Source organism: Polaromonas sp. CG_9.11 (assembly GCF_015752225.1).
In the GTDB taxonomy this organism is placed as follows: Bacteria; Pseudomonadota; Gammaproteobacteria; order Burkholderiales; family Burkholderiaceae_C; genus Polaromonas.
This window is the reverse complement of record NZ_JADOVE010000017.1, coordinates 67,068-83,888: the sequence shown is the minus strand read 5'-3', so window position 1 is coordinate 83,888 and position 16,821 is coordinate 67,068. Positions and strand designations below refer to the sequence as shown.

General features: G+C 63.7%; 19 protein-coding genes and 2 pseudogenes. 8 read left to right on the top strand and 13 right to left on the bottom strand.

The features are described 5' to 3' along the window. Positions 1–98: 98 nt before the first annotated feature. The 3 genes from IWX85_RS14590 to IWX85_RS14580 all read left to right on the top strand — a co-directional run bounded on the left by IWX85_RS14590 (position 99) and on the right by IWX85_RS14580 (position 1,765). On the top strand, positions 99–884 hold the full coding sequence (locus tag IWX85_RS14590) for a transferase (protein ID WP_196870215.1): 786 nt from the start codon (positions 99–101) through the stop codon (positions 882–884). 153 nt (positions 885–1,037) lie between these two features. Next, entirely contained in the window at positions 1,038–1,481 is a 444-nt protein-coding gene (locus IWX85_RS14585) for an OsmC family protein (protein WP_196870214.1), read from the top strand. Between the two features lie 5 nt (positions 1,482–1,486). Then, positions 1,487–1,765, top strand: coding sequence for a hypothetical protein (locus IWX85_RS14580; protein ID WP_036808456.1), 279 nt, complete (start codon positions 1,487–1,489; stop codon positions 1,763–1,765). A gap of 6 nt (positions 1,766–1,771) precedes the next feature. On the opposite strand, the gene IWX85_RS14575 is transcribed toward IWX85_RS14580, so the two are convergent. The 6 genes from IWX85_RS14575 to IWX85_RS20485 all read right to left on the bottom strand — a co-directional run bounded on the left by IWX85_RS14575 (position 1,772) and on the right by IWX85_RS20485 (position 5,865). Next, a complete protein-coding gene (locus IWX85_RS14575; protein ID WP_196870213.1) occupies positions 1,772–2,293 on the bottom strand; it encodes a CinA family protein in 522 nt (173 codons plus the stop codon). Next, entirely contained in the window at positions 2,290–2,862 is a 573-nt protein-coding gene (locus IWX85_RS14570) for a phosphatidylglycerophosphatase A (protein ID WP_196870212.1), read from the bottom strand. Before IWX85_RS14570 ends, IWX85_RS14575 begins: the two co-directional genes overlap by 4 nt. 16 nt (positions 2,863–2,878) lie before the next feature. After that, on the bottom strand, positions 2,879–3,865 hold the full coding sequence (thiL, locus tag IWX85_RS14565) for a thiamine-phosphate kinase (RefSeq protein ID WP_196870211.1): 987 nt from the start codon (positions 3,863–3,865) through the stop codon (positions 2,879–2,881). Positions 3,866–4,226: 361 nt separating this feature from the next. Next, on the bottom strand, positions 4,227–4,895 hold the full coding sequence (locus IWX85_RS14560) for a transmembrane anchor protein (RefSeq protein WP_196870210.1): 669 nt from the start codon (positions 4,893–4,895) through the stop codon (positions 4,227–4,229). A 20-nt stretch (positions 4,896–4,915) separates the two neighbouring features. Then, positions 4,916–5,653 carry a HupE/UreJ family protein gene (locus tag IWX85_RS14555; RefSeq protein WP_196870209.1) on the bottom strand — a complete coding sequence of 246 codons (738 nt, stop codon included), beginning with the start codon at positions 5,651–5,653 and terminating at the stop codon, positions 4,916–4,918. A 68-nt stretch (positions 5,654–5,721) separates the two neighbouring features. Beyond that, complete coding sequence (locus tag IWX85_RS20485; RefSeq protein WP_231379790.1) at positions 5,722–5,865, bottom strand: hypothetical protein; 144 nt, start codon at positions 5,863–5,865, stop codon at positions 5,722–5,724. Between the two features lie 318 nt (positions 5,866–6,183). Here IWX85_RS20485 and IWX85_RS14545 point away from each other — a divergent pair, with 318 nt between their 5' ends. Both IWX85_RS14545 and IWX85_RS14540 read left to right on the top strand, forming a co-directional pair. Continuing rightward, on the top strand, positions 6,184–6,462 hold the full coding sequence (locus tag IWX85_RS14545; protein WP_196870207.1) for a metal-sensing transcriptional repressor: 279 nt from the start codon (positions 6,184–6,186) through the stop codon (positions 6,460–6,462). A gap of 57 nt (positions 6,463–6,519) precedes the next feature. Continuing rightward, a pseudogene (locus IWX85_RS14540) lies at positions 6,520–7,678 on the top strand (MFS transporter). A 421-nt stretch (positions 7,679–8,099) separates the two neighbouring features. Here IWX85_RS14540 and IWX85_RS14535 read toward each other — a convergent pair. Continuing rightward, positions 8,100–8,479 (bottom strand): annotated as a pseudogene (locus IWX85_RS14535) (AIR synthase related protein); the annotation flags it as partial. A 166-nt stretch (positions 8,480–8,645) separates the two neighbouring features. Between IWX85_RS14535 and IWX85_RS14530 the strand changes: the two are divergent. Together IWX85_RS14530 and IWX85_RS14525 are read left to right on the top strand one after the other, a co-directional pair. Then, positions 8,646–9,215: a hypothetical protein gene (locus IWX85_RS14530; RefSeq protein WP_196870206.1), complete on the top strand. Its 570-nt coding sequence runs from the start codon at positions 8,646–8,648 to the stop codon at positions 9,213–9,215. 62 nt (positions 9,216–9,277) lie between these two features. Then, positions 9,278–9,775 carry a BLUF domain-containing protein gene (locus IWX85_RS14525; protein ID WP_196870205.1) on the top strand — a complete coding sequence of 166 codons (498 nt, stop codon included), beginning with the start codon at positions 9,278–9,280 and terminating at the stop codon, positions 9,773–9,775. 124 nt (positions 9,776–9,899) lie between these two features. Here the strand turns inward: IWX85_RS14525 and IWX85_RS14520 are convergent, their stop codons facing one another. The 4 genes from IWX85_RS14520 to apaG all read right to left on the bottom strand — a co-directional run bounded on the left by IWX85_RS14520 (position 9,900) and on the right by apaG (position 14,866). Further along, a complete protein-coding gene (locus tag IWX85_RS14520; RefSeq protein WP_196870204.1) occupies positions 9,900–11,039 on the bottom strand; it encodes a YbdK family carboxylate-amine ligase in 1,140 nt (379 codons plus the stop codon). Beyond that, the gene (locus tag IWX85_RS14515) at positions 11,029–12,288 is read right to left on the bottom strand and encodes a cation:proton antiporter (protein ID WP_196870203.1); all 1,260 of its coding nucleotides are present in this window, start codon (positions 12,286–12,288) and stop codon (positions 11,029–11,031) included. The genes IWX85_RS14520 and IWX85_RS14515 overlap by 11 nt, the downstream gene beginning before the upstream one ends. A 195-nt stretch (positions 12,289–12,483) precedes the next feature. Beyond that, positions 12,484–14,448 carry a site-specific recombinase gene (locus IWX85_RS14510; RefSeq protein WP_196870202.1) on the bottom strand — a complete coding sequence of 655 codons (1,965 nt, stop codon included), beginning with the start codon at positions 14,446–14,448 and terminating at the stop codon, positions 12,484–12,486. A gap of 22 nt (positions 14,449–14,470) precedes the next feature. Continuing rightward, on the bottom strand, positions 14,471–14,866 hold the full coding sequence (gene apaG, locus IWX85_RS14505) for a Co2+/Mg2+ efflux protein ApaG (RefSeq protein ID WP_036808473.1): 396 nt from the start codon (positions 14,864–14,866) through the stop codon (positions 14,471–14,473). A gap of 116 nt (positions 14,867–14,982) precedes the next feature. Here apaG and rpe point away from each other — a divergent pair, with 116 nt between their 5' ends. Next, a complete protein-coding gene (rpe, locus tag IWX85_RS14500; RefSeq protein ID WP_036808483.1) occupies positions 14,983–15,675 on the top strand; it encodes a ribulose-phosphate 3-epimerase in 693 nt (230 codons plus the stop codon). Between the two features lie 21 nt (positions 15,676–15,696). On the opposite strand, the gene IWX85_RS14495 is transcribed toward rpe, so the two are convergent. Continuing rightward, positions 15,697–16,365, bottom strand: a complete 669-nt coding sequence (locus IWX85_RS14495; protein ID WP_196870201.1) for a DUF599 domain-containing protein — start codon at positions 16,363–16,365, stop codon at positions 15,697–15,699. Further along, a complete protein-coding gene (locus IWX85_RS14490; RefSeq protein ID WP_036808489.1) occupies positions 16,362–16,814 on the bottom strand; it encodes a YeeE/YedE family protein in 453 nt (150 codons plus the stop codon). The genes IWX85_RS14495 and IWX85_RS14490 overlap by 4 nt, the downstream gene beginning before the upstream one ends. Between the last annotated feature and the right edge of the window lie 7 nt (positions 16,815–16,821).

Genomic DNA, 16,821 nt, shown 5'->3' with positions numbered 1-16,821 from the left:
CGGGACGTGGGCGCAGGCGCAGGCGGTACGCCGATAATCAGCCCCCGACCCGCCGCTCCAGAAAAACCCGATGCCTCCCAAGCCCCCGCCCTTGCCACATGACCTCTAAACCACCGCTGCCGGGCGATTTCCTGTCGCTGCAACATGTCCAGCCTTTCGTGCTCGACGATGGCGCGTCCCGGTCGCTGCATTTCACGTCGGGGGAATTGCAAAGCCGCATGCGCCTGGACAGCCCCTGCGGGCTCGAGCTGGACTACACCCGCACCATGATGGGTTTTTTGCTGTTCAATCCGGTCCCCGGGCACATCGGCATGATCGGACTGGGCGGCGGCTCGATCGCCAAGTTTTGCCACCGCTTCCTGCCCGCCAGCCGCATGACGGTGCTGGAGATCAACCCGCATGTGATCGCGCTGAGGGCTGCGTTTCAGGTGCCGCCGGACGACGAGCGCTTCGAGGTCCTGGCGGCCGACGGCGCGCTGTACCTGCAGACCCGGGCGCCGCAGTATGCGGTGCTGCTGGTCGACGGCTTTGACCCCGACGGCCAGCCCGCTGGTCTGTGCAGCCAGCGCTTTTACGACGACTGCCTGGCGGCCCTGCCGGAGGGCGGCGTGCTGGTGGTCAACCTGCATTACGACCATCCCGACTACGGGTTGCTGTTCGAGCGCATCCGCCGCAGCTTTGGCGGCAATGCGGTCGAGATCGTGACGCTGGAAAAGAGCAACAGCATTGTCTTTGCCCGCAAAGGCGCGTCGATTTCTCCGCAGGCGCTGAATCTGGCCGGCAGCCTGGCGGCGCTGGATGCCCGGGCGCGGGCAATCCTGAAGCCCGAACTGGCGCGCATGCTCTGGCAGATGAAAAACCCCGGCACGGGCGACGGCCGCTGAGTGCGACGCTTTTTTCAGCGAACCATGAAGGTCGGATGTAGGAAGCCTTCAAGCGGCGTTTGCGGTCTTGTCTGACGCTTTGCACGCAGTCTGACACGCACACTTTGGCATCGGCGCGCTTGTGCGCTCTTTTGCAACCGAAAAGGCACCGTTATGACTGAAAAAACCGCATCCGTCCATTGGCAAGGTCAGGGCAAAAAGGGTCAGGGCCACATCAGCACCGAAACCAGCGCGCTGAAAGCCTATCCCTACGGGTTTGGCAGCCGCTTCGAGGACGACAGGCGCGGCACCAATCCCGAGGAACTGCTGGGCGCTGCGCATGCGGCCTGCTTCACCATGGCGTTCTCGTTTGCCTGCGACAAGGCCGGCTTTGCCACTGAACTGGTCGACACCCAAGCCAAGGTGCGCCTGGTCAAAGAGGGCGACGGTTTTGTGATCGACCGCATTGCGCTGACGCTTGCGGCCGTGGTTCCGGGCATCAGCGAAGCCCGGTTCCAGGAGATTGCCGAGGGTGCCAAGAACGCCTGCCCGCTGTCCCAGGCGCTGGCCAGCGTGCCCGAGATCACGCTGTCGGCCAAACTTGAAAACGCGCGCTGAACGCCATGGCCCTGAAAACCAATTTTTCGTTTGAGGTCCAGTACACCGCCGGCTCCAGCCGCAACAAGGCCCAGCGCGACAAGGTCATGGGCTCGCTGCAGGCCACCCTGCAGCAATTGCTGGCGGCGCAGGACCCCGAAGCCGAAGTCATGGTCAGCGACAGCCAGCGGGGCGACGGCAACAAGCTGGTGGAGTTGACCACCACGCTTCAGGATGCGCAGCTTGCCGGCATCCTGAAGGACTTTTCAGAGCAACACGGCGTCAGCGTGGCCGCCTTCGAGTAAGACGGTTCAGGCAGGCGCGGCCAGCTGTTCAAGCAGCCGCGCCAGTGCATGGGCAACGCTGGCCTGGCGCACGGCGGCGCGGTCGCCGTCAAAGCGCATCATTTCAGTGACCGTGCCGGCCGGCGTGGTCCAGCCAAACCACACCGTCCCCACCGGCTTGCCGGAGCTGCCGCCGCCCGGGCCGGCGACGCCGGTCACCGCCACCGCCGCCTGCGCCTGCGAGCGGGCCACCGCGCCCTGCGCCATGGCCCGCGCCACCGCTTCGCTGACGGCGCCGTGGTGTTCAATCAGCGCCGCATCGACGCCCAGCAGTTCGGATTTGGCGGCATTGGAATAGGTGACGAAGCCGCGGTCAAACCAGTGGCTCGAGCCGGCCAGCTCGGTGCAGGCCGCTGCAATCAGGCCGCCGGTGCAGCTTTCGGCGGTCGCCATCAGCCAGCCCCTTTTTAGTAAAATATCAGCTAAAAAGGCTGCTGGCGCAAGCTGGTCATTTGAAAGATGCTCTTTTATTGATAGCAAGCTGCTCATGCAAAAAACCTCCACAGCGCCATCACCAGCAGCGTGCAGCCGGCGGCCACCAGGTCGTCAAACATGATGCCAAAACCGGCAATACTCCAGGCGTTGCGGCTGGTGGCCGGGTCCACGCCGTGCGACAGCCGGTCGGCCCAGCCCACCGGACCGGGCTTGGCGGCATCGAAATAGCGAAACAGTGCAAACGCAATGGCTTGCCCCAGCAGGCCGGCCGGACTGATCAGCCACAACACGGCCCAGAAGGCGACGATCTCGTCCCAGACGATGCTGCCGGGGTCGAGCACCCGCAGGTGGCGCGCGGTGATGGTGCAGACCCACCAGCCCAGCGGAATCGACACGGCAATCAGCCAGCCGATCTCTGCTGGCGACAGCCATCGCTGCAGCGCCAGGAAGGACAGCCAGGCCCACAGGGTCCCGGCGGTTCCGGGGGCGAAGGGGCTGAGCCCCGAGCCAAAGCCCAGGGCGATGAAATGTGCCGGATGCGCCAGCATGAATCTGGCCGTGGGCTGCCGGGGGCCGGCGCTGGTGGTCAGGGGCGTCAAGGGCGTCAGGGGAAGTTCGGTCATGCGCGGGTTTCCGGGTTCAGGCAAAGTGGTCAAAGGAAGCAAACGCGCCCGACAGGCGCTGGCCGTCAGCGTCGAGCAGCCGCAGGCCGGGTTCGGCGTCGATGCAGCCGATGCGGGTCACGGGCGTGGCGGCCTGGCGCGCGGCGGCCTGCACCGCCTGGCGGGCCGACACTGGGGCGCTGAAGGCGAGTTCATAGTCGTCGCCGCCGGCCAGCACGCAGTTCAGCCGGTTTTTCAAGGAAATAAGGCCTGTTGCGCAGTCTGGATGGGCGCAGGCAGCTATTAAATGAATAGCGATTGAGGTGTCCAGCGTGGCGCCGACGCCGGAGGCCCTGAGGAGATGCCGCAGGTCGCCGAGCAGGCCGTCGCTGATGTCCAGCGCCGCCGAGGCCACGCCGCGCAATGCCTGGCCCAGCGCGACGCGCGGCGTGGGCCGCTCCAGCCGCTCCCTGGCCTGCGCCAGCAGTTCGGCCGGCAGGGCAATGTTGCCGCGCAGCGCTTCGAGCGCCAGCCGCGCATCGCCCAGCGTGCCGCTGACATACACGTCGTCTCCGGCCCGGGCGCCCGAGCGCAGCAGCGCCTGGCTTTTGCCATGCACCACCGGCACCTCGCCAAACACCGTGATGCAAATGTTCAGCGGCCCCCGCGTGGTGTCGCCGCCGACGAGTTCGCAGCCGTGGGCGTCGGCCAGCGCCAGCAGGCCGCGTGAAAACGGCGCCAGCCAGGCTTCGTCCACGTCGGGCAGCGCCAGCGCCAGCGTGAAGGCCAGCGGCGTGGCGCCGCAGGCGGCCAGGTCGCTCAGGTTGACCGCCAGCGCCTTGTGGCCGAGCGCAAAAGGATCGACATCGGCAAAAAAATGCCGGCCCTCGACCAGCATGTCGCTGGAAATCGCCAGTTGCGTTCCCGGCGCGGGCTGGAGCAGCGCGCAGTCGTCGCCAACGCCCAGCACCGCGCGCGGCGTGGGGCGCGTGAAGTAGCGCGCAATCAAGTCAAATTCACCCATGGTGGCAAGCATACCGTGCGTGTTGCCAGCGCCTGAGCGATTTTTTTGCCAGGCCAGGAACGCCTTGCGCAGGCTGGTTCAACCCGCCTTGCGCGGCATCACGTCAGTTTTTCCGACACCGCCTTCAGGAGGTTTTCGAGCACGTCAAAGTTGGCCGGCTTGGCCAGGTGGTAGTCAAATCCTGCTTCCCGTGAAAACTGCCGGTCTGTGTTCTGGCTGTAGCCGGTCAGGGCGATGTCCAGCAGTACCGCGTTGGGCGCTAGGCCAGCGCCACCTCCACCGCGCTCAGGCCATCGTGCACCATGCGGACCTCATAGCCGGAAAATTCGAGCAGCATCCCCAGCGTCGCGGCTTCTTTTTTTTACATCATTTTTTTGATATCGCTGTAGTCGCCACGGGTACGCAGGATCACCTGAACATTTGACTGGCCCCGGTTGCGCCAGTACCAGCCGTGGTTGCCAGTGAATGCGGCCTGCAGAACACCTTCGTCAGAGGCAACCCCTCGACCCTTCTGGTAGCTGATTGACTTGCCCGGTGCGTCACCGTGTGTGTCGAAGTTGACTTCACCGCCCTTGACCACCCAAGAGTATTGGGCCTTGGCGCCCGCAACCATTTTCAGTTTGATTTCCATTCCTTCACCCGGCGTCAAAGTGAGGGGAATTTCATCGCGCCACTCCACCTTGGGCTCAGCGGCTTGGGTGGCAACACTTTTGGTGTTGGCCGGTGCAGCCTTCGTTGCCGGCTCCGCTGCATTGGAACTGGCGATGACAGCTGTTGCGGTCGCAGTTGGCTCCGCGACCGGCGTACCGGCTGCATCTGCTGCAGCCTCTGCCGCCAGTTGTTGCTTGATTTCTCCTATTTTGGTCATTCGAAGGATCCCGCCGACCCCCGTGGGGTCGATGCCGTATTCAGCCGGGAGAACCACGGCAACCAAGAGGACCAGTGCCGAGAGAGCGGCCAGGATGGTGGATCGCAAGAGCTGCCTGGACGATGGAAGCTCGGCGTGCAAAGGGGTATCGCTGTTGTACATGTTAAAAATTCCTTGGGTGTTCAGGACACAAAATAGCCAGTGAGCTGCATGCCCACCAAAATGAAACCCGCGCTCATCATGGCGACGTTGGCGGTGTAGGCGTTGCGGCCGAAACTTGGCGTGCGGCGCCAGTAGCTCATGCCTATCAGGATGACCGTTAGCGCCAGTAGCTGCCCGATTTCCACGCCCAGGTTGAATGCGAGCAGGTTGGGCACCAGACCGTCGGGCGAGATCTCGTATTCAATGATCTTGGTTGCCAATCCGAAGCCGTGAAACAAGCCAAACACCAACGTCGCCACTTTGGTGTTGGCTTGAAACCCCAGCCAGCGCTGAAACGCACCGAGGTTGTCCAGGGCTTTGTAAACGACGGACAGGCCGATGATTGCGTCGATCAGGTAGCTGTTGATTCCGGCGTTGAAGTACACGCCCAGGATCATGGTGGTGGAATGGCCCAACGCAAACAGGCTCACATAGATGCCGATGTGCTGGATGCGGTAGAGAAAAAAGATCACCCCGAAAAGAAACAGGATGTGGTCGTAGCCCGTCATCATGTGCTTGGCACCCAGGTACATGAAGGGCAACAGGTTGACGCCGGAAATCTCCTGGATGTAGCCCTTGTCACCCGCCGTTACGGCGTGCGCAAAGACTTCATTGCTCCCGATGAGAAGGCAAATGAAAAGTGCCGAAAGAAATAGCAGACGGGTCTGCCAAGTCGCCCAAGGCGAACGTGGCAGCCAGTCGCGGACATGGCTGTGCATGAAGACTCCGATGCAATGAAAGAAATGGATGCGCTGCATGGTGCAGCGCGAAGACGACGAGAAGTGTCTTAGCCCATGGGTGGGCGATCCAGCCGGAAGGCCCGCCCCATTTCAATCCATGGCCGCACCATCACATCCCAGCTGGGGAGTTGCGACGCTATAACGCCCCAGGCCAGGGGCAGGTGGTGCGCTGTGTCGTGCGAATGGTCCATGCCGTGGTGCGGAGGCTCACCCCTTGAACTCTCATCCGCCACCGGGAATTCGATTCCTGGGTCTGCATGCGCGTGCCCGTGAGAATTCTCGGAAGAAGGCTGCACGGAATCGTGTAACGCTGCCATGACGGCGACGCCGTGAGAACTCGTCATCCCAATCGATGAGACGATCATCCCAAACGTGATCACGACCAGCACGAGCCACCGCATGCCCAGCGTTGCCAGGATGGGTCGTGTGCAGGAATGGGCAAGCAAGGTCATGGGGTATTCGGGAAACCGGACGATTATATTATCCCCCTGGGGAGGATACTATTTACCATGACACAGCCACACACACATGATTCTCACCCTGCCATCATCAAACGACTGAAAAGAGCCAATGGGCATCTCAACAGCACGATTGAAATGCTGACAGCGGGCCGCCCTTGTCTTGATATTGCGCAGCAGTTGCAGGCCGTGGAGAAGGCCGTTCAGCAAGCCAAGAAGGCGCTGATCCAGGACCATTTGGACCATTGTCTTGACGGCCTCGTAGGCCCTCTTGGTGCAGATCAGCGGCATGCCATGGACGAGTTCAAGGAAATCACCCGTTACTTATGAGGCGCGGGCTCAAACTGCCCCTCCAAGGCGCTGTCGCCCAAGCTCGAAAGACGCAGCATGCTCGGTATCTTCACCAACCGGACCTATCGCCATTTGTTCGCCGCGCAAGTGATCGCCTTGATCGGCACCGGTCTGGCTACCGTAGCGTTAGGTCTCCTGGCGTCTGATCTGGCCGGCGACCATGCCGGGGTTGTCTTGGGAGCCGCATTGGCCATCAAAATGATCGCGTGCGTCGGCGCGGCGCCGATCACAGCCGCATTTGCCGAACGGCTGCCCAGACGCACTATGCGGGTAACGCTGGACCTGGTACGAGCGGGTGTTGCCCTGCTCCTGCCGTTTGTCTCCCAGATCTGGGAGGTTTACCTGCTGATCTTTGTGTTGCAGGCAGCGTCGGCGGCCTTCACGCCCACGTTCCAGGCCACTATCCCCGATGTGCTGCCGCAGGAAGAGGATTACACCAAGGCCTTGTCGCTCTCACGCCTTGCGTACGACATGGAGAGTCTGGTCAGTCCAATGTTGGCCGCCGCGTTGCTGACAGTGATCGGCTTTCACGATGTGTTTGCTGCCACGGTGGTGGGATTCTTGGCGTCTGCCATGCTGGTGGTGTCGGTCGTACTGCCAGTGCACCCTGCGCCACAGCGCCGCGGCATCTACGACCGGACCACGCGCGGGCTCCATGGTAGCTGCGCTGGCTTTGCCAACCGTGCTGGGCAAGCTGGCAGACCGCAGCGTGATGCTGGGCGGCATCGGGTTGCTGGTCGCGGGCATGTTCGCTGGCACGCTGCTGAGAGGACAAGGCGCGCTCCTGGCCTTGTGGTTCGTGCTGGGTTTGGGTTACTCCACCGCCCAGACACCCTCCGGGCGCTTGTTGCGGCGATCCTCGAATCCGGAAGATCGCCCTGCGCTGTTTGCCGCGCAGTTTGCGTTGTCTCATGCCAGTTGGCTGTTGTTCTATCCCTTGGCGGGCTGGCTGGGTGCCCGCTACGGCATACCCGTGGCTTTTGGTGTGCTGGGGAGTGCTGCTGCATTGGCCATATGGCTTGCCTTGAGGGTCTGGCCGTCTTTTGATCCAGAAGCCATCGAGCACGAGCATTCCAATCTACCGGCCGGGCATCCGCATGCAATTGGCGCTCCCACACCCGGCCATGGGTTACGTCATTCGCATCCCTTCGTGGTCGACGACGCTCATCCTCATTGGCCCAGGGCGGGTCGTTGATGGCGAATCTGTATGCCTGATTTGTCCTTTGAATTGTTCGAGACAGGTCAGCAGGGCGCCTCCAGCCACTTTGGCCTCGCTCGGATTGCGGATACAGCAGCAAAGCTGCCTTGAGGACTTCACACTGCAATCGAACTCCGACCATGTGAGCTGCGGTTCCGATGGCAAGAGTGATATTTGCCATCCCGGTAGTTGTGGTGAGCGCTGCCAGCGGCTTGGCGCGCGCCACGGCCGATTCAGTTTCCATGCCGTTTTTCAAAGGAAATAAGGCCTTCTCCGCAAGCTGCGTGGTCGTTGTCAGCTATCAAATAAATAGCAACTGAGGTATCCGGCGTGGCACCGGTGCCCGATGCCTTCAGCAGGTGTTGCAGGTTGCCCAACAAGCCGTCGCCGAGGCCACGCCGCGCTTCGAGCGCCAGACGCCCGAGCGAAGCAGCGCCTGGCTTTTACCGTGGACCACGGGTACTTTGCCAAACACGGTGATGCAGCTGTTCAGCGGTCCCCGCGTGGTGTCGCCGCCGACGAGTTCCCAGTCGTGGCGGTTTGCCAGCGCCAGTGTGATGGCTTGCGGCATGGCACTGCAGGCGGCCAGGTCCGAGAGCTTGACCGCCAGCGCCTGGTGGCCAAGCGCGGCCGGATTGGCATCGGCAAAAAATGCCGGCTTTCGAACCGCATGTCGCTGGAGATCACCAGTTGTGTGACCGGCTTGGGCTGGAGCAGCGCACAGTTGTCGCCCACGCCCAGCGCTGCGCAGTAGGTGGGGCGCGTGAAGTAGCGCGCAATGAGATCGAATTCACCCATGGCGGCAAGCATACAGACTGCCTGACGCGACCCGGGGCGCGCCGGCCAGCAAAAAATCTTGTTTTGACATAAAGTTACATGTGTGTGTAAATTGATTTAATTCTCAAGAATCAGTCGGCGCCTAGCGCCATGCGGCTAAAAAACCATCGGACCAGGACGACACCACATGCCCATTTACCGACGAACCCCCGCAGGCACTGAGGCTGCATTCAACATCAAGTCTTCTGTGCCGCGCAAGCTGCGCACCCTGCTGGTGGCCGTGGACGGGCATACCGAACTGGGTATCTACGTCCGCACCCTGTATTCGTTTGGCGATGTGGCGGCGCTCTTGGGTGCGCTGGAAGAGAGCGGCTTTGTCGAACTGGTGGAAAAACGCAAGCCTGCCGATCCGGACGGTGCCACCAGCGTGCGCTCCGCGCACAGCACCGCACCGCTGTTTGCGGTTACTTCACCAGCTCCGGCCAAGAACTGGGCGCCAGCGACCGGACGCAGCGCCTTTGGCGCCCCATCCGGTGCCGCCGGCTACCCGCTGCGCAAAGCGCTGCTGCTGATCAGTGACTTCGTCACCCTGCACCTGCCCGACCAGTCGATGGAGATCGTGCTGGCGCTGGAGGCGCTGGGTTCGGTCGAGCAGCTCGTCGGCAGCCTCCAGGGCTACGAAGCGCTGGTTACGCCCCTGGGCATGCCGGCTCGACAGCACCTGGCCGAACTGCGCCAGGTGCTCACGACGAACTAATGCATACGCTACCCGCCTTCGCTGGCGGACTGGGTTTTAATTTTTTACAAAGGAACGTTCTCATGTTAATTCGTCTTCTTTATGCCAGCACTGCCCAAGAGGGTGTGGACCTCGAGGAATTCAAGCGCATCCTGCTGCAGTCCCAGGCCAACAACGACCGCCGTGACCTCACTGGCATGCTGGCCTTCAACAGCAAGCTGTTCCTGCAGGTGCTTGAAGGCGCGCGCGATGAGGTCAACGACTTATATACCCGGCTGCTGCGCGACCCGCGCCACCACACCGTCGCTGTACTGAGTTGCAAGGAGATCGAGGAGCGTCATTGGGCCAACTGGTCGATGGGTTTTGCCGCGCCCAATGCGGACAACCGTGCGCTGTTCATGAAATACTCCCAGCACAGTACCTTCAGCCCCTACACGATGAAAGCTGATGCGGCCGAAAAGATGATGATGGAAATGATGAATACCTCGCTCTCGCTGAGCACAACCGAGCCGCCAGCCGCTCCACCACAGACGCCGCCAGTGGCCGTTACCGGGATTTTCGGCCGCTTTCTCAAGAAGTGAGTGGGTGTGGCGATCACGCGCAAGAAAGAACCAACTTCCGTTGGCCCTCAATGCCATTGAAAAAATAGCAAAAAATGCAGGTATGGCATCGGCCATAGCTGTTTTTGATCAAAAAATTTCAGGTTCATGCCCGCAGTACATGGCCCATGCCGCCGCGAAACCGCTCGGCCGCCTGGCGGATGACTTCGGCCAGCAGGCGTTCCTCACCCTGGCGCTCGCGCAGCCAGCGGGCGTCGTTGTCGTTGCGCTCGACGCTGCGCCTTAGCAAGTCGATGGACGCACTGGCGCCCACGCTGGCGGCGTGGTGTTCGATCCGGTCCATGGACATCAGGATGTGTTCGCGCAGCGGCATGTGGCCGCCCGTGGCCGGGTCCACATACACCGCGTCCAGGCCGAAACGGCAGGCCTGGAAACGGTTGTAGGTATAGACCAGGTAATCGTCTTCGGTCGGCATGAAGGTGTCGTCGTTCATGAACCAGCAGCCCAGCGACTGCACGTAGCCGGCCAGCGCGGTGGCGCGCTCGATGGTCAGCGGCGTGTCGAAGACGCGGATTTCAATGGTGCCGAACTCCGGCTTGGGCCGGATGTCCCAGTAGAAGTCCTTCATGCTTTTCACCACGCCGGTGTGCGCCATCTTGTTGAAGTACACCGTGAACTCGTCCCAGGTCAGCGCGAACGGCGCGCGCCCCGACAGCGGAAAGGCGAACACCGAGTTCAGCCGCGCCGAGTCAAACGCCGTGTCCTGCCCCTGCACATACGGGCTGGAGGCTGACAGCGCGATGAAGTGCGGGATGTAGCGCGACATGCGGTGCAGCGTGAGCAGCGCAGTGTCGGCGTCGGGGCAGCCGATGTGCACATGCTGGCCAAAGATGGTGAACTGCTTGGACAGGTAGCCATACAGCTCGGACAGCTCGCGAAAGCGCGGCTTGTCGTAGATGCGGCGCTCGTGCCACTGCTGGAACGGGTGCGTGCCGCCGCCGACGATGGCAATGTTGAGCTTGTCGGCGCACTTGACCAGCGCATCGCGAATCTGCGTCAGCTCGCCCAGCACCTCCGACGAGGTGTGGCATATGCCGGTCGAGACCTCGATCATGCTGGATGTCATCTCGGGCACCACCGCGCCGGGCAGCGGAATCTTGCTCATCAGCCGCAGCATGTCCTCGGCGTAGGGCGCCAGGTCGTAGTCGTGGGTGTTGACGAGCTGCATTTCCAGCTCAACGCCCAGCGACAGGGCGGCTGATTTTTCGAAGTGTTCAAGACTCATGGACAGGACCGGTTGAAGCGGCGCGCACCACCGGCGCCCAAGGCTTGGAGCATTCGCCGGCGCGGTACAGTGCTACGGTGGCCAGCACGGCACCGAGCATTTCCATCAGCAGGATGGCCGGCAGCGCCACCATCGCAACCTGGCCCCCAATGGGGCCGGACGCGGCAACATACTGTGACACCAGCAGCAGCGCGACCGATGACATCGGCGACATGGCACAGCCGACCCACACGCTTTGCTTCCAGCTGGCGCCGCTGCTGGCATTGCCCAGCGACACGCCGGCCACCTTGGCGACCATGCGCACCAGCACCAGGCCGATGACCAGGCCGGCGACCGGCCGGCTCCAGTCGGCCTGCGCGGCCACCACCGACACCAGCACGAACATCAGCATGGTCAGCATCGACGAGGCGGTGCCCATCTGCCGGGGCCAGGACCAGGGGCGCGGGTTGAGCTGCTTGAGCAGCATGCCGCCCAGCAGCGCCGCGAGCGGCGCCGAGCCGCCAAAGTTGGCCGCCAGCGCGGCGCCGGCGGCAATCAGGGTGAGCAGCAGGATGGCGGTGTTTTCACTGGTCGGACTCATCACCCGCAAGGCGGCGCGCAGCACCAGCGCCAGCACCGCGCCGACCACCACCGACAGTCCCAGCACCACCAGCACCGGCAGCAGTGTGTTGGACAGGCCGGCTTCGCCGCGCGGCAGCATGCCGGCCCTGGCGCTGCACAGCGTCAGCGCGTACAGGCTGCTCAGCGTGGACAGCGCCAGCGCGCGCTCGGTGACCGGTCCGGCGGCCCGGGTGTCGATGGCCACGCGCGAGAGCACCGCCGGCGAAGCGGCAATGGCCACCAGCGCCAGCGACTCGGCCACCACGGAGGGCATGCCGAGCAGGCTGAGCAGCCAGCGCACGCCCAAAAAGGTCAGGGCCGACTCGGCCACGCTTTGCACCAGCAGCATCGGGTTGTGGCGAAACCAGCGTAGCGAAATGCGCCCGCCGGCCTCGAACAGCACCACCGCCACGCCCAGTTCGAGCAGGAACAGGCCGGTCCCCTGCAGCGGCCAGGCCGCGCCGGTGAAGCCGGCCAGGCCGGCAAAGGCGCCGACGGCCGAATAGCCGATGACCTTGGGCAGGCCGGTGTAGCGGTTGACAAGGTGGCCGGCAGCCGCCGCCAGCGCCAGCAGGATGGACCATTGCACCGTGGGCAGCCCGGCCGAAGGCTTGATCCATTCGGCCCAGATGGCCATGAGTTCATTCATAGGGTAGTGTCTCCACGCGATGATTGGGGCTGAACTGCCCGGGCAGGGCGGGTGCCCCGACGGCAGGCCCGGCCTTGGAAAGGCCTCAAACCGTCCAGGAAAACCGGCGTGTGCCAATAGGGGAAACAGCAATGTTTCTTAAATCTACAGTTCTTGTCCGAATCTTCATGTGGGACAAGGGCGAAGGCGCCTATGTTAACGGGGGATGAAAAAGCTCAAGGGATGGCGGCGCCAGCGCGCCCAGATGGCTGAGCGGATACGGGCCCGGTCGCGCTTGCTGACGTTGTGCGCCTGCAGCGCCAGCCGGAAGGCAAAGTAAAAACTCACGCCCAGGTTGAGCGCGCCAATCAGCGGAATCGACGCCACGCTCCACCAGAACGCCGCCTGCGCGAACACCTCCAGCCCGAGCGACGCGCCGGCAGCGGCCAGTTGCCCGGTCGAGAGCGTGACATGGCGCAGTTCGAGTTCGAGGCCGAAAAAACCGGTGAAGGCAGGAATCAGCCCGAGCATGAAGCCCAGTGAAATATTCGAGGCAAAGCCCGAAACATGCTCGCGCATGAAAACCGACCAGCGCGCGGCGCGCGCGTTGCCCAGCACGGCGGTAAAACGCGGGTTGTGCCGCATCGCCGAGTCCAGGTGGTGCAGCACGAACCCGTTCTCAACCCAGCCGGCAATCATGCTGGCCGAAAACAGCACTACGCCGGTGAAGGCCGCCCATAACAGCGTCGGGCCCAGCAGCGTGAGCGATTCCAGCACATGCCGGGCGCTGTCCGCGCCGATCATGGGGCGGCCCAGCGCCAGTTCGATTGCCGCATTGACCAGCAGCACTGCCGGCACCACCATGAAGACGTTGCCAAACACCGCCGCCACCTGCGAGCGCACCAGGTGCGTGACCTCGTCGACGAAGTCTTCCAGCGTCGCGGTCGATTCGTCCGAGTCGATGTTCTTGAGCTTGGCGGCCATGGCCGGCGCGGTCATGGCCGGCTGCTTGGTGGCCAGCGTGAAATGCAGCAGCTGGATCAGGATGAACGAGGCGGCATACGCCAACCCTGCCCAGAAGCCGCTCCAGAACGCCGACAGGCCGACGGCCACGACCATGAATTTCAGCAGCGTCGTCAGCGCGGTGATGGCGCCGCCGCCCATCGCCTTGCCGAGCATTTCCTTGTAGTCGGCGCGGTTGCGCGTGATGTAGCGCTCGCCGGTTTCAGCGCTGCGCTCGGCCATCTTGGCCGACAGCAGGGTCGAATTGGCGCTGATCAGGGCAAGGATGCTCTTGCTTTCCTGCGCAATCGTGACCCGGCGCGCCAGCAGCTTGAGCGCGGCCATCGCCGGCTTGGCCGACAGCAGGGCTTCGAGCAGTTCGCGCTGGCGCAGCATGCGGGCGCGCAGCTGGCGCAGGCGGAACACCATGCCCAGGGAAATGCCGTTTTCCTCCAGATGCGCATAGATGCTGCCCACCGCCTGCCGGCAGGCATCGAGCCGCTCGCGGTACTGCCTGACGGCGGCCTGCAGCGCTAGCGCGTCAGGCACGGGCTGGAAAAACGCCGTGCGCAGTTCCTGGACATCGGCGGGCAGGGCATGAAAGGCGCGTGCATGCGGGCTGGCCCGGTTCATGCGCAGCCGCAACTCGGGCGCAAAACCGGTGGCACGGATTTGCGCCGTGCAATAGGTCAGCGCGTCCATCAGGCTGTGGTGCCATTCCTGGGTGCCCTGCGCCGGGTCGGCCGACAGCAGCGCGGCGAGCTGGTCGATCTGCGACTCTTCAAGGGCGCTCATCCACTGGAAATCGAAGCGCGCGGTCGCCACCAGCGGAAACAGCTCGGAGGCGTCGGTGGTTTCCGGGGTGCCGGGCAGCAGCTTGCGGCGCAGGCGCTCGGCCAGTTCGCTGGCAAAGGCGGTGCGCGGCGCAAAGCCGAAATCCGCCAGCAACGGTGTGATGTCCACCGTGCGGGTCAGGATTGTCCACCAGGCCTGCAGGCGGGACCGCAGTTCGGGCTGCCTTTGGACCGCGTCGATGAAGGCCTGCACCCGCGCCACGGCGGCCTGGACCGAGGTCCGGTCGCCGCGAATCCATTCGAACAATTTGATCAGCCAGACATGCCGGTCCGCCAGTCCGGCACCCGGGTCCAGCGCCCCCAGAAGCCGGGCCAGGTCCTTCATTGCAAACTCTGCTGCCATCCGGTCAATGCAGGACGCGCCCGGAAGGGCCGTTGCCGTCGATGGCTTCCAGTACAAACAGGGAAACCGCCGCTTCAAAGCGCTCGCCGTCCTCGGCCACGCAAAAATAGCTGCCGTGCATGGTGCCGCTGGCGGTGCGCAGGCGCGAGCCGCTGGTGTACTGGAAGGATTCGCCGGGCTTGAGCAGCGGCTGCTGGCCAACCACGCCCAGGCCCTTGACCTCTTCGGTATGGCCATTGGCATCGCTGATGATCCAGTGCCGTGAAATCAGCTGGGCCGCCACCTCGCCGGTATTGGTCACGGTCACAGTGTACGAAAAGCCGTAGATTGCCTGTTCCGGCGCTGACTGTTCAGGCAGGTAACGGGGGGTGGCGTCGCAGGAAAATTGGTATTTGGGCATGGCAGGGGTGGCAGGAAAATCGGTTGGCCGTGATGTTAACCGCCCCGGGCTGAAGCGCTCTGGCACCGGTCTTGTCCCGGGGTACCCTTTTTTTGCTTGCTGCGACAATCCTGCGCATGCCCCACACCACGCCCACTTACCGCATTGCCCCGTCCCTGTTGTCCGCCGACTTTGCCCGCCTGGGCGACGAGCTGAAAGCCGTCATTGCCGGCGGCGCCGACTGGATCCACTTCGACGTGATGGACAACCATTACGTGCCGAACCTGACCTTCGGGCCGATGGTCTGCCAGGCGCTCAAGCCGCATTGCCAACGCGCCGATGGCTCTGCCGTGCCGATTGACGTGCACCTGATGGTGCAGCCGGTCGACACCTTGGCCGCCGCCTTTGCCGACGCCGGCGCCGACCTGATCAGCTTTCATCCCGACGCCTCAAGCCATGTGCACCGCAGCATTCAGGCCATCAAAAGCAAAGGCTGCAAGGCCGGGCTGGTGTTCAACCCGGCCACGCCGCTGGACGTGCTGGACTGGACGATTGACGACATCGACCTGATTTTGATCATGAGCGTGAACCCCGGCTTTGGCGGACAAAGCTTCATCGACTCGGCGCTGCGCAAGATCGAGCAGGCCAGACGCCGCATCGACGCCTCGGGCCGGGACATTCGCCTGGAAGTCGATGGCGGCATCAAGGAAGGCAACATCCGCCGCGTGGCCGATGCCGGCGCCGACACCTTCGTGGCCGGCAGTGCCATTTTTGGCAAGCCCGATTACAAGGCGGTGATGGACGCGATGCGCGGAGCGCTGCAGACCTGAACTGCGCCAGAAGACATCCGGCTACGCAAGGTCGGATGAGGCTGCGCTGGCGCTGCTTGCGCGGTCAAAGCTGCGCAGCACCGCTGCCACCACCACAAGGGCCGCGACCGGGCCGGCGAGCGGATGAACAATGAACACCACGATCGGCGCCACCATCACCAAATGGCGAAGCCCCCAGCTGTACAGCATTCCGGCCCGGCGCACATAGGCCGTACCCGACGCTGACCAGCGCTGCCTTGGCGCCGAGCCGACCGGCATCGCGCAGATAAAACTGGCGTGGTTGTAGTAGCGCACGGCCATTGCCGAGCAGACCAGAGAGGCAAACAGCAGCGTCATCAGCATCAGCTCGAGAGCCAGCCGTGGCGTGAAAGCCAGCCCGCCCGCGCCAGCATCGCCCAGGCTGGACCGCAGGGAGGGCGCGGCCAGGGTGACCGTTCCCATCAGCCCCAGCACTGCCGTGGAGGCGGTCATGGTGGCGGACATCAGCGAATTGCGCAGCGTCTGCACGGCGAGGATTTCCGAGCCGGGATGGCTGGAGACCGCCGCGAACCATTCTTCCCGAAGCAAGGCATGCGCGCTTCTGGCCAGGCGCTCCGGTTTGCGCTGCTGCGTCAGCAAAACCGCCGCTTCGTAAAAAAGCAGTGTGGCCACAGTCGCGAATGCCGCCAGCCAGGTGGTGGTCACTATCATGCCTGGCCCTGGCGGGTGCGCAGGGCGGACGACTGCTGCTTTTTCCGTTCGACCCCCTCGAACAGGCCCATGCCCGCGAGCATGGCCGCCACGAAAACAAGCGCCTTGGCCTCGCCCATGCCCAGCGCGACCAGCGCCGGCCCCGGGCAGAAGCCGGCGATGCCCCAGCCGATGCCGAACAGCACGCTGCCCATGACCAGCCGGCGGTCGATCTGGCGCGCCGTGGGCAGCTTCATGGCGGCGCCCAGCAGCGACACGCTGCGCCTGCGGGCAATGGCAAACGCCACGGCGCTCACGGCGACCGCCCCGCCCATCACCAGCGCCAGCGACGGATCCCAGCGCCCGAACAGGTCCAGGAAGCCCAGCACCTTGGCCGGATTGGCCATGCCGGACACCATCAGGCCGATGCCAAACACCAGGCCGGCGAGCAAAGAAGTGAATGCAAGCATGGTGCTT